General features: G+C 53.0%; 15 protein-coding genes. 8 read left to right on the top strand and 7 right to left on the bottom strand.

Features of this window, described 5'->3' with window-relative positions:
• Positions 1-6 precede the first annotated feature (6 nt).
• Positions 7-198, bottom strand: coding sequence for a DUF5325 family protein (locus tag HMPREF1207_RS07665; protein WP_009673090.1), 192 nt, complete (start codon positions 196-198; stop codon positions 7-9).
• Positions 199-326: 128 nt separating this feature from the next.
• Between HMPREF1207_RS07665 and HMPREF1207_RS07660 the strand changes: the two genes are divergently transcribed.
• On the top strand, positions 327-563 hold the full coding sequence (locus HMPREF1207_RS07660; protein WP_016423560.1) for an alpha/beta-type small acid-soluble spore protein: 237 nt from the start codon (positions 327-329) through the stop codon (positions 561-563).
• 153 nt (positions 564-716) lie between these two features.
• On the opposite strand, the gene HMPREF1207_RS07655 is transcribed toward HMPREF1207_RS07660, so the two are convergent.
• Positions 717-1700 (bottom strand): metal-dependent hydrolase, encoded by a 984-nt coding sequence (locus HMPREF1207_RS07655; protein ID WP_009673142.1) that lies wholly within the window; start codon positions 1698-1700, stop codon positions 717-719.
• Positions 1701-1788: 88 nt separating this feature from the next.
• Between HMPREF1207_RS07655 and HMPREF1207_RS07650 the strand changes: the two genes are divergently transcribed.
• Positions 1789-2082, top strand: coding sequence for a hypothetical protein (locus HMPREF1207_RS07650; protein ID WP_009673110.1), 294 nt, complete (start codon positions 1789-1791; stop codon positions 2080-2082).
• 134 nt (positions 2083-2216) lie between these two features.
• Here HMPREF1207_RS07650 and gerQ read toward each other — a convergent pair whose 3' ends face one another.
• Complete coding sequence (gerQ, locus tag HMPREF1207_RS30735; protein ID WP_009673138.1) at positions 2217-2714, bottom strand: spore coat protein GerQ; 498 nt, start codon at positions 2712-2714, stop codon at positions 2217-2219.
• 161 nt (positions 2715-2875) lie between these two features.
• Complete coding sequence (locus HMPREF1207_RS07640) at positions 2876-3571, bottom strand: response regulator transcription factor (RefSeq protein WP_009673178.1); 696 nt, start codon at positions 3569-3571, stop codon at positions 2876-2878.
• A gap of 305 nt (positions 3572-3876) precedes the next feature.
• Here HMPREF1207_RS07640 and cyoE point away from each other — a divergent pair, with 305 nt between their 5' ends.
• Positions 3877-4866, top strand: a complete 990-nt coding sequence (cyoE, locus tag HMPREF1207_RS07635; RefSeq protein ID WP_009673163.1) for a heme o synthase — start codon at positions 3877-3879, stop codon at positions 4864-4866.
• Positions 4867-4950: 84 nt separating this feature from the next.
• On the top strand, positions 4951-5583 hold the full coding sequence (locus tag HMPREF1207_RS07630) for an SCO family protein (protein WP_009673130.1): 633 nt from the start codon (positions 4951-4953) through the stop codon (positions 5581-5583).
• A 7-nt stretch (positions 5584-5590) separates the two neighbouring features.
• On the opposite strand, the gene HMPREF1207_RS07625 is transcribed toward HMPREF1207_RS07630, so the two are convergent.
• From HMPREF1207_RS07625 to HMPREF1207_RS07615, 3 genes are all read right to left on the bottom strand, one after another.
• Positions 5591-5938: a toprim domain-containing protein gene (locus HMPREF1207_RS07625; protein WP_009673128.1), complete on the bottom strand. Its 348-nt coding sequence runs from the start codon at positions 5936-5938 to the stop codon at positions 5591-5593.
• 206 nt (positions 5939-6144) lie between these two features.
• Complete coding sequence (locus HMPREF1207_RS07620; protein WP_016423559.1) at positions 6145-6240, bottom strand: hypothetical protein; 96 nt, start codon at positions 6238-6240, stop codon at positions 6145-6147.
• A gap of 111 nt (positions 6241-6351) precedes the next feature.
• Positions 6352-7632 carry an MFS transporter gene (locus HMPREF1207_RS07615; RefSeq protein ID WP_009673124.1) on the bottom strand — a complete coding sequence of 427 codons (1281 nt, stop codon included), beginning with the start codon at positions 7630-7632 and terminating at the stop codon, positions 6352-6354.
• A 141-nt stretch (positions 7633-7773) separates the two neighbouring features.
• Between HMPREF1207_RS07615 and HMPREF1207_RS29715 the strand changes: the two genes are divergently transcribed.
• The 4 genes from HMPREF1207_RS29715 to HMPREF1207_RS07600 all read left to right on the top strand — a co-directional run bounded on the left by HMPREF1207_RS29715 (position 7774) and on the right by HMPREF1207_RS07600 (position 11793).
• Positions 7774-7929, top strand: a complete 156-nt coding sequence (locus HMPREF1207_RS29715) for a hypothetical protein (RefSeq protein WP_009673122.1) — start codon at positions 7774-7776, stop codon at positions 7927-7929.
• A gap of 57 nt (positions 7930-7986) precedes the next feature.
• Complete coding sequence (locus tag HMPREF1207_RS07610; RefSeq protein WP_009673150.1) at positions 7987-8409, top strand: hypothetical protein; 423 nt, start codon at positions 7987-7989, stop codon at positions 8407-8409.
• A 44-nt stretch (positions 8410-8453) separates the two neighbouring features.
• Positions 8454-9599, top strand: a complete 1146-nt coding sequence (locus HMPREF1207_RS07605; RefSeq protein ID WP_009673069.1) for a transglutaminase-like domain-containing protein — start codon at positions 8454-8456, stop codon at positions 9597-9599.
• Positions 9600-9747: 148 nt separating this feature from the next.
• Entirely contained in the window at positions 9748-11793 is a 2046-nt protein-coding gene (locus HMPREF1207_RS07600; protein ID WP_009673167.1) for a peptidoglycan D,D-transpeptidase FtsI family protein, read from the top strand.
• The last annotated feature ends 94 nt before the right edge of the window (positions 11794-11887 follow it).

The following is an 11887-nucleotide window of genomic DNA, read 5'->3' as shown; positions in this document are numbered from 1 at the left end:
TTCGGGTTATTGTTTTCCCGAGGCTTCCCGCTTGCGGCGCATTTTTGCTTTTGTAGCGAATCCGAATCCCATAAAACCGATGGACAAGACGATAAACAGCACGACCAGCAGCGGCTCCCTCAGGGCTATGGCGAAGCTGATGCCTGCCAGAAGTAGAGTGCCGATCACGGCAAAAAGTAGTGCGAGTCCGCGACTCATTGAAAATCCCCTGCTTTCAAAGTTTTTTTGTTTGAGATGCGTATAGAATTCTTCAACCGTCACATACTATCTTTGCAAGCTTGCAAATACATCAAGAATCTTAACTGACCGAAAGGAGTCTGATCCCAATGGGAACTGGACAATCTCGCAGCAGCAACGTACTGGTAGTACCTCAAGCTAACCAAGCTCTGGAACAATTGAAATACGAAGTAGCTCAAGAACTCGGCATTCAAATTCCTCAAGATGGTTACTACGGTTACATGGCTACTCGTGACACTGGCGCGATTGGTGGACACATCACTCGTCGTCTGGTGCAAATCGCTGAGCAACAGCTGGCAGGTCAAGGTCAAGGTCAAGGCCGCTAATCTTGCGGAAACTGTAATACGCAGTCTTCATATGAGCCCGAGGGACAAGTCCCTCGGGCTTTGCCATGTAATCCCGGCGATGCGGACACGGCAAAACCGCGCCGGTATCGGCGCGGATTAACCGTCGTACATAAGTGATGCCGTAGCCCCGCTCTAGTAGCTGTCCACACGAAGCCGCTTCTGAAGACGGTCGTCGCTGAGCCAGCCGATATAAGAATCGAGCGGCTTGTAGCTGTGGTCCATGAGCAGCACGGCAACGAACGGATACTGCTTGCGGTGCCGATACCTTACATCGCTCCATCTTACTTCATAACCCCAGGGCTTTTCAATCACCTGAGCGCACGCATGGCCCGAGAAATAAAGGAAAGCCTGGATGTCCTTGTGGCTTTTGGACGCTTCCGCAGCCGGATGGATGTCGCATTTGACCTGATCGATCCACCGGAGATTCCCTTTTCGCAAGTCTCCAAGGGTGTACAGGCCGTCTTCGCCCTGCTTGACCACATTCCACGCCGTTAAACTATAGGTGGGAATGGCCATATATTTATCCCCGGCTTTGTGTGCGGGATCTTGGACCGGCAGCTTCTTTTCCACCAGATAGTGGGCGAGTGTCCGCCATACGTAATAGAGAGCGATCAGCCCGTACAGCACCGGGAAAATCAATGTGGGTTCCGCGGCGTGAACGGCCCACAGAAATATCGCGACAAGGTGAGCGGTAAAAATAAACGGATCGAAAATGTGGATAATGTTCCACGATATCCATTTCTGGTTAAAAGGCCGGAAGGCCTGCGTTCCGTAGGTGTTGAACAAATCGGTAAAGACATGAAACGCCACAGCGATCAAAACCCACATTCCTACATGCAGGACGGGCACACCCCGGAAGATAAGGGCGAGAACACCTGTGATAAGCAGAGTCCAAAGAGCGACGAACGGCAGGGAGTGCGAAATGCCGCGGTGATTGCGGATATAAACGGCATTGTTTTTGAATCTGAGCAGGGTATCGAAATCAGGAGCCTGCGAGCCCAATACGGTCCCGATGAAAACAGCGGTCATGACCGAAGGGTTGGAGGCTACTACCGGATCCACCATGGATAAGCCGGCGAGGCCGAAGCCGATGACTAAATGGGTTCCCGTATCCACTGGCTCTCCTCCTAAGCTGGAATTGTCTTTGACGGTATATTATAGTTTACCATGTTCGGTGTGAATTTAAATCAAGCGGAGGGGAAAAATGAGTAAAGTTTTTGTTGAATACGCCATACTGCCTGAATCGCGCGAGGTTTACCTGTCCTTTATGCGGGAAAAACTCCGGGGTAACGAAAAACTCTCCTTATTGGAAGGGACAGACCAGCCTAACTTGTTCGTCGAGATATGGACTCCCGTTTCCCCTGACGAATATACTCGTATGCGGGAAGTCCGTCTCAGCGGCGGAGATCCTATATGGGGGCGTATGCACCCTTGGATCAAAGGCGGCGGGGAAAAGCTGCACATCTGGCATTTCCGGTCCATCGGTCCGGATGAATAGAAGGGTATTCCGGCTACGTTTCATTAACCTTTAATGACGGGTTAGAACCTGAAAGAGCCTATGGCTTAAGCGAAATAAAGCTGCCGGGCAAAAGGAAAGCCCCGGCTGTCTGCCGGGGCTTCGTCCTGAATCCGTTATCGGGGCTGAACCGGCGTGTTGAAATAGTTCAGCGGCTCGTCAAACGTCGCGTAATCCAGATTGACCATCAGCAGAAGATAGCGCACGCCCGTTTTGGGATCGCTGATGATGATGTGATCGCGCCCCGCCGCTTCGATAACGCCGCGGAAAATTTTCGCGTTCCATTCTTTGTTGTTCTCGTACGTCATGTAGAAGGTGCCGACTTTGCCCAGATTGAGCCGCAGAATGTTCTCGATGAACGATTCTTCCAGGGGAAGCTGGCTCACTCCGCCCGGGACGCCGGTGCCGCCCGACCCCGCTCCCGGAGGAGGAAATTGGCCCGGATAAGACGGATAGCCCGGGAATTGTGAGCCTGGAAACGAGGTTCCGGGGAACTGAGAGCCCGGGGACGAAGGATAACCGCCTTGCGCGGATCCGGGGTAAGACGGATAAGTTGTGTAACCGGGAGCTGCCGTGCCGTACGATTTGCTGCCTGGATTTGAACTGATCGTCATGGGAGTATACCCTCCTTATAATGCCCACTAGGTTCGCTGTTGCGCCGGCTTTTGCCGGATGGGCGCTTTTCCTTACTTAGCATATGGTCTAGGCGCTTGTCTCGTGACACAAAAAAAACCTTGCGCCGGCACAAAAGCCGTCGACAAGGTATTCATTAGGGCTATTCCGCGGCGAGAGCGAATTTATATCCGACTCCCCACACGGTTTTGATGTATTTGGGATCTTTGGGATCGACTTCGATCTTCTTGCGCAAATTCGCGATATGTACGTCAATGGCCCGTTCCGTTACAAAAGAATCGATGCCCCTGATCCGGTTAAGCAGCTCTTCGCGGCTGAACACTTTTCCTTCATGCAGCCAAAGCAGTTTAATAAGTTCAAACTCGGAGAAAGTTGTTTCCACAGGTATGTGGTTGACGTATAAACAGCGCTTATCGGTATCCACATGAATGGACGGCGGAGCCTCTCTGACCGCCGGGGCGGATTTGGCCTGTACGATTTGAGACCGTCTGAGAAGAGCCTGAATCCTGGCGGAAAGCTCGCGCATGCTGAAAGGCTTGCATAAATAATCGTCGGCGCCGATCAGCAGGGCCTTCACGCGGTCGGACACATCGTTCTTCGCAGAAACCATGAGGATAGGCAAGGAAGACAGACTGCGGATATCCGCGCACAGCTTCATCCCGTCGGAATCGGGGAGCATGATATCCAGGACGATCAGGTCGGGCTCGAATTCTTTGAAAAGCCGGAGCCCCGATTGACCGTCCGAAGCGCGTTTTACCGTGTAGCCGTCTTCCGCCAGGTAAATCGACATCATATCCCCAATGCTGTTATCGTCCTCAATGATCAGAATGCTCGACATTAAGGGGGACCCTCCTTGCATGAGGTTGATGAAAATTGTTAGGAAAATGTTTAGGAATCTAAATCTTTTCTAACTGCTTTCTTTAATTTTCCTAAAACGATTAATTTAACTATACTAAATCCGTTTTGTGACGTCTAGGAAAGAATTCGTCGGGAACGTGGCGGGACCGTCTGTCCGAATTCGACAATATGATGACAACTCATGCCATTACATTGTCAAACGTGGTCCTGCTTGATATGATGAGTGGGTACGAAAGACAGATGACTCGTTATGGTTTTGATGAATTTCTATGGAGGTTGAGATCCTTGGATAAACAATTAGGATACAAGGCTGCTCCCGATACGGTGCTTCACGCGGATCATCAAGCGGAAGCCGAATCGGCGGCGCAGACTGATGTTCCTTCGGAGCCGGCTACATGGAAAGATTATTTTGCCCTGACCAAGCCGGGGATTATATTTTCTAATCTGATTACCGCTTTCGGCGGATTTTGGATCGCATCGGCGGGAAACTTTACGATAGACTGGTTTTTCCTGATGATTTTCACCCTGGTCGGCACGGCGCTTGTCATGGCTTCGGGAACGGTGCTTAACAACTACTTGGACCGCGATATGGACGCCAAAATGGAACGGACGAAGAAGCGGGCTACCGTAAGCGGCAAAATCAAGCCGTCCGTGGTGCTCGGCTACGGAATTATTCTCGGCATCGCAGGTATCGCCCTGTTGTTTGTCGCCGTGAACCCGTTAAGTTCTCTTCTCGGTTTGACCGGTCTTTTCCTGTATGTGTGGGTTTACACGGCTATTTTCAAACGTACTTCCGTATGGAGCACGTTCGCGGGAAGCTTTTCCGGAGCGGTTCCGCCCGTGATCGGTTACTGCGCCGTTTCAGGCAAGCTCGATATGACCGCGCTCATCCTGTTCCTCATCATGTTCCTGTGGCAGCCGCCGCACTTCTGGGCGCTTGGAATCCGCAGGAAGGAAGAATACCGTGCAGCCGGTTATCCGCTGCTGCCTGTCGTGAAAGGCAACTACGTCACCAAAGTAAGCATGATGCGTTACATCGTCCTGCTGGTGCCGGTTTCCCAGCTTCTCTTCTTCTACAGCGGAGACGCTCACGTTGGACCGCTGTATTTCTTCGCGGCGACGATTATGGGGCTGATCTGGGCCTTTATGGGTTACAAAGGATTTAAGGCGAAAGATGACGACAAATGGGCCAAAGGCATGTTCATCTATTCCGTGAATTACCTGACACTGCTGTTTTTGATCATGGTGGTCGATTCGACCATTATGAATTTATAAAGTAGATTACCCAAACTTGAATCCAGATGAACAAGACATCCCATGGCGACATGGGATGTTTATTTAGAGGGGAGAAGTGTATTTATGGCGGGTGGATTTTGGGCAAAAAACTGGTTTAAGGTAGGTATTACCGTCGTTCTGCTTGCGATCATCGCATCGTTTGCCTACAAATTATACGGTCAGGAGCAGGCCAGCGCTTATTTGAAGGATAAGCCGGTCGGCACCGCGGCGCCTTTTGAACTGACGGATACGGAAGGCAAGAAGGTTTCTTCTTCCGATTTCGACAACAAGGTTAAACTGGTGTATTTCTTTTTCGCAAGTTGTCCGGACGTATGTCCGATAACGACCAATTTTTTATCTAAAGTCCAGGATGAGATGAAAGCCCAGAAAGTATTTGCGGACAAAGCGGACATCGTATCGATCTCGTTCGATCCGGCCAGAGACACGCCTGCCGCCCTTAAGGAGTATGCGATCCGCAACCGCGCCGATTTCACGGGATGGAAATTTCTGACCGGCACGGACGAACAGGCAATGGCACAGCTGGCCAAGAAGTACTCCATCGGAGTCACGAAGGACAACACGGGAAATTTCACCCATTCCAACGTCATCCTGCTGGTGGACAAAAAAGGCCAGATTCGTACGTATTACAATCCGGGCAGACCCGATCTCGATTACAAAACCATGGTAAAAGATATCAAGACGTTAAGCAAGGAATAGGCGGAACCTACAAGGCAGGAGCCGGGGGATACACAATGTATTCTTCGAGCCCTGCCTTTTCCAATTGCTGAATCAAGTATTCCTCGGGTGTGCCTTCCACGCCTGCGTATCCGCGTCTCGTGTAGATTTGCTCGCCGTCCGGGAACAGGTCCCGGAGGCGGCCGCGGATTTTTTTGCCGGAAGAATCGTTGTCGGTAAACACATATACTTCACTCGTCCCGACTTTTTTCTTCAGCTGTTCCAGAGCTTCGGTGCCAGGGGTCCCGTATGTACAGTATATATCCACTTCACTGCTGAGCAGACGCCTAAGCCTGCTGCGGTCGTTTTTTCCCTCTACAATAATGGCGATAGACATATTCCCGGTTCCTCCGTTCAAGCTCATTCCGCTTGTCTGTTCAAGGTGCAGATAAGTGTCGATATTTATTATAATGGACAGAATTCCGGCTCACAAATAGTCCGATCGGCAAAGAACGATGTGCATTTCCTGGGAAATGTCGAAACGACAAAAAGACGGCTTGAACGCTCAAGCCGTCTTTCGCGCCTTTTGCAGGCGCTTTAGGGTTAGATGAAGGTGCGCGAAACGATAACCAGCAAAATGAACAGAACGAGAATCGTTCCCGTCGAAGTCCAACCGCCGTATCCGCCGACTGCTCCCATTCGTCTTCACTCCTTTATTTAGAAGATCACCTGCTCCTGTATCTTATGGCGCCGCGAGAAGGAATTCCTGTGCTTTTGCCCAAATCGGACGTGAAGTGAGACGGACGGCTCTCAGACAGCCGCGGGCTTCTGTCTCAAAACCCGGAACGGAAGCAGTGTCAGGGCGGCCATGAGGATAACGAAGGCAATGAAGTAAGGCGAGATGGAGTCGCGGAGCTTGCCCGCCACCATCGGACCGATAAAAGCGCCGATGGAGTACGCGATGGAGAGGAGCGAGAACACTCTCCCGTAACGGTTGCTGCTCGTTATTCCGGCGAGCAGGGTTGCGAGCGACGGGAAAATAAGGCCTTTGGCCATCCCGATCATAAACAGGGTGACCGTCAAAGGAAGCGGCCAGTCCACTGCGAGACCGAAGAAAAGCACCGCGAGGGCAAGAGCGCCGGAAACGGTCCGGTGGGCGGGCGGTATACGGTTCAGGAACAGCATGCTTAGCGTAACGAGAGCGCCGAGACTGATCAAAGAGAAGAAAAGGCCGGAAGTAAGCAGCGAAGACTGGGCTGTTTTCATCAGGGGAAGCTCGAAGAACAAAATTCCCTGCGAACAAGAAATCGCCAGCGGAACGAAATAAAACATCCACGGGATTTTGTCCGCGCCTCCGGCAAGACCTCCGGAGTTGTCCGCTACCGGCGCATGAAGTTGTGCAGCCTTCCGTCGGGTGCCCTGGGAACCGGGTGACGGCGCGGCGGCTTCCGTGCCGCCGCTTCCCGGCTTGCGGGACATGGCGGCGGATACGCTTATCCCTGCGGAACCGGCCCCCGTGTGAAGCGGGGGAGCCGCGGCTTCCGGGCGCGTTTCTTTCAGCCACGGAATGGAGAGAAGCCCCGTCACGATAAGGAGCCAGCCGAGGAGGGTGAAGGAGGCCGTGAAGCCGAACTGGGCGACGAGATAGGCGCCGGCCGCGGGCGAGACGACGGAAGCGAGCGTGTGGATCAGCCCGTTTCCGGCCATAAGCTTGCTTTGGTGCACGCTGTCTTTGGCGATTTTGGCCAGCATCGACAAGCAGGCGGGAGACAGGAAGGCGAGAACGAAACCGCTGATGGAACGGATCATCAGAAGCTGCCAAGGGTCTTTAACCTGCGATTGAAAGATAAGTACGATACCTGCTACAATCAGGCTGAACACGATGAAGAGCTTGCTTCCGTATTTATCGACCCCGTATCCGGCAAGAAGATTGCCGGGGAGATGGGTAAGGGAATACATGCCCATGATCAGACCGATAAAGGAAGGCGCCGCGCCCAGGGACAGGGCGAAGGGTGTCAGAATGGGGTATTGGGCATGTAAGTCGAAGAATGCGACAAACATGAAGAAATAGAGCCATATTGCCGTTTTCATACGTAGCACACCGCCTCGTTATTTTTGCTGGCGAAACAACTTCTCGGTTCCGTTCGTCTTTTCTAGATGTACGCCCCTTGTCCCGTACTTATGCTACCGTTAGCGTTCAGGCACGTAATAGGAAAGGAAGAAGGTGGCCGTATGGACCGGTTCATCGTCGCTCTGCTGGCTGCGCTCGGCGCTTTGGCCGTTATCCGGTTTCTGAAAACGAGACGGAGCGTGCAGCAGGAAACCGACCGCGAAGAACAGATTCGGCAGGAATTGAAGGAGCTCCGCAAAAAACGGGAAGAGGAATAAAAGCTTTCCGCAGGGCGGAGCCGGTATTTTATTTTACAAAGGGGGATATACAAGGAAATGGATGCCTGGATAGCGTTTTTTCAGGAGCGCTGGCTGCTGATTCTCGTGGCTGTCATCGTTCTGCTCGTTGTCGTCAGTCTCGTCAAAACCGTGGTCAAGTGGCTGCTGGTTATCGCCATTGTGGGGGCGCTGGTGGTTTACGGAGCCAACTATAAGGAAACGCTGCAAAGTATCGGAAACGCCGCGTTAACCGAACTCAGCAGTCAAGCGGTTAAAGCCGTGCAGAACGAGGCGAAGGATGCCACCTACACGGCCAACCCGGACGGTACTTATACAGCCGCGACCAAAAATGTTAAAATTGAAGGAACACCCGGTTCATCCGAAGTGTCCGTCACGTTTATGAACCAGACTTTTAAGGTTAAAGCAGAAGAAGCGGTCCGCGCATTCGTCGAGCAGGCGAAGAAGAACGCCGGCCAATAATACAAAGCGAAGTTATATGTATGTAAAAGGAGGCCCGCCTGCCTATGTTTACCTCGTTGTTTTCCGGGGACACGACGATCAATTTCATCTCGGTTGCACTTATCCTCATCGTGATCGTTTCAGCCATTCAAGGCATCATACGCGGAGCCTCCGGTTCTGCCAAGCATCTGCTGCATATGGTCTGCGGAATTCTGATCACGGTAGTGGCCATCTATCTGGCCTGGCAGACGGCGACCCTGGTTTCGGACCCCGTCCGCATTTGGCTGAGCAGCCTTGCCATTCAAATACCCGCCCAGGAAATGCCCGTCTGGAAGCAGACGTATTACACGGCGGTTACGGCTATCCGCGACTTTGAACTGTTTCGCTTCGGCGTCCTGTTCCTGCTGGCTTATCTGATCATCCGTCAGGCTCTTTACTGGTTCGTCGATCCCGTTCTGCTCAGATGGGCGCAAAGCCGCTGGGACCGGGAGAACAGCCCTTCCGTCATCAGCGCGGCGACAGGCGGACTGATCGGGTCCGTAACGGGCGTTTGGCGGGCCCTGCTTGTCGTAGCCGTGCTGTTTGTTTTTGTGACGCTGTTCCCGCAGGCGAAACCCGCAGGGTATATCCAGGCTTCGTCCCTGTACCAGAAAGGCGCGCAGGAAGTCATCCAGCCGTTTACGGGCGATTTTCTGCAAAACCAGGTGCCGGTCTTCACCAGGGCCGTGGAGCAGGAATTCAGTCAGATTCTGCAGCGTAAATACGAGGTTCTGGACGCGAACATCCCGAACAATATTTCCGCGGCCGCCCAGGAAGTCACGAAGGCCGGCAAGACGGACGAGGAGAAAGCGGAGCTGCTCTATAAATGGGTCGGCAGCCGGGTCGAATACGACTGGAACAAAGTCGAGCTTTACGAGCAGCAGCGTATCTGGAAGGAACAGACGCCGGAGGATACGTTTGCGACGCGCAAAGGAGTATGCATCGACTATTCCCGTCTCTACGCCGTTATGGCCCGTTCCGTCGGTCTCGACGTGAAAGTGGTGACCGGCCTCGGGTACGACGGCCGGGGCGGATACGGTCCGCATGCCTGGAACGAGGTATACTTGGCGGATTCCAAGAAATGGATACCGCTCGATTCCACCTGGTTTTCCAGCGGAGGCGACTGGTTTAACCCGTCCAACTTTAATCAGACGCATATCCGTGAAGCTTAGAGGACCGCTCCCTTACGGGGGCGGTTTTCTTTTGCGGGAATCATAAGAAATTAATTCTCCCATTCTCTTACATTTTTCTAGCGGTACATGTCTATGGTAAACTGGTAGATAGAGCAAGGATAGAAAAGGACACAAGGAAGGAAGCAAGATGCACAACGAAGATTTAGAAAAACCGGATTCCTCTAAACGCACGCGTTTCTCTGTTCGCATTAATTTGTTCTTTTTCACGACGTTTATTTTGTTTTCCGTTCTGATCGTCCGTCTGGCCATCCTCCAGTTTGTCGAAGGAGACAGGCTCGCGGAAGAGGAGAACTCGGCCACCAACCGGGAAACTCCCATCCCGCCGATCCGGGGCAATATTTATGATTCCAACAGCTACCCCATTGCCTATACGATTCCGGTCCAGTCCGTCTTTTTCCGGATTGAATCGGGGCAGAACAATAAGGAAGAGGTCATCGGTCTCGCCCGTAAGCTTGCGGACGTTTTCCAGCAGTACGGGTCCAAGACGGCCAAACCTTTGACGCCCGAGGAAATCGTAGAGCTGATGGACGTAGGCTACGATATCAACCAGCAGCAGACGAAGGCGCCGAGTTATTACTCCATTCCGAGAAGGCTCAAAGCCGATCTGACGAAGGAAGAGGTCTCCTATCTGCTGGAGCACCGGGATGAATTCAAATGGATCGAAGTGATGGAAGAGAGCATCCGGACCTACGACCAGGATAAAATCGCGGTTCAACTGACCGGATACATGCGGCAGTTTTCGACCGCGAGGGAATCCAAATACGGGCTCAGCTTTTATAAAAACAAAGAAAACACGGCCGAATATCTCGATACGGAAGACGTCGGCTATGACGGGCTCGAGCTGATGTATCAGGAAGAACTGCGCGGCAAGAACGGCTATAAGAAATATCCCGTGAACTCCTCGCAGAAAATTATCGGGCCCGTGTCCATCACGAAGCCCGAAAAAGGCAACAACCTGTACTTGACGATTCACAAGGACATCCAGAACCGCACGGAACAGAAAATTATGGATCATCTGGCTTACCTGCGTCAGCCGAAATCGAGCTCCTACGGCTATTCGCCCAATGCCCGTTCGGGTTACGCCGTCGCCATGGAAGTCGATACGGGACGTGTCGTCGCTATGGCCAGCATGCCGGATTACGATCCTAACCTATGGACCGGCGGGATTAAGACGACGGAGTACAAAAAAATCCAGCCGTTCGTCAACAACGGGACGATTACGACGGCCTATCCGGATTATCCGGAGAACGAGCTGAAAAAGCACGCCAATTCCATCGTGTACATGGGCTCGACGATTAAACCTATGACCGTGCTTGTCGGGCTCAAAGAAGGCTTTTTCGGCGTGAACGATTATTATAACGACCGGGGCTCTTATTCGTTCGGTAAAAAGGGATCGCAAAGCACGATCTGGAACTCCGGCCGCAAAGCGTTCGGTCCGATCAATGCCGCCGATGCGCTCAAGCATTCCTCCAATACGTTTATGTCCGCATTGATCGGGGAACGGCTGTATTTCGACCGGGAGGACGGGCTCAAGGTGTGGGACGATTACTTGAAGCGGTTCGGCCTCGTCGTTTCTACGGAAAGCGGCCTTCCGAACGAGTATGCGGGCTCCAACGAGTCGCTTGCCAATGCGAAGCTCGACAGCAAGCAGTCCGCGCTCGTATACGCGTCTTGGGGGCAGAACGAGAAGTCGACCACGCTGCAGCTCGCCCAGCACACCGCCATGCTCGCCAGCCGGGGCAAACGGATGAAGCCGCTGTTCGTGGACCGCATCACGACCTACGAAGGCGAAACCATCAAGAAGTTCGATCCCGTTGTGCTCAGCGAGGAAACTTCGTTCAAGCCCCAGTACTGGGACACGATTTTCAAAGGCATGAAGGAAGTCAGCAAGCAGGGCTTCGACGGCGTCAACTACACCGTAGCCGCCAAAACGGGTACGTCCACGCAGCAAATCGGCTCCAAAGAGGTGGACAACGCCGTATTTATCGCGTTTGCTCCGGCCGATAAGCCGAAGCTTGCCGTTGCGGTCGTCGTCCCGGAAGGGGGCTACGGCTCCTACGGCGCCGCTCCGATCGCGAGGGAAATGTTCGACGCGTACGACGAATATATCGGCCTGAACGGCACCCCGCGCGGACCGGCCAACGGCAAGACGGACGACACAGCCAAGCATTAGGCCGGGACACCGTGTACAGCCTCCTCACCTGGGGCTCCGCGTGACGGTGACCGGCCGCCAGACAATATCGCCAAACCGGGCACCTGCTCATGTT

It is taken from the genome of Paenibacillus sp. HGH0039, assembly GCF_000411255.1.
In the GTDB taxonomy this organism is placed as follows: domain Bacteria; phylum Bacillota; class Bacilli; order Paenibacillales; family NBRC-103111; genus Paenibacillus_F.
Note: the sequence above shows the minus strand (reverse complement) of the source record. Positions and strands in the feature narration are given on the sequence as shown.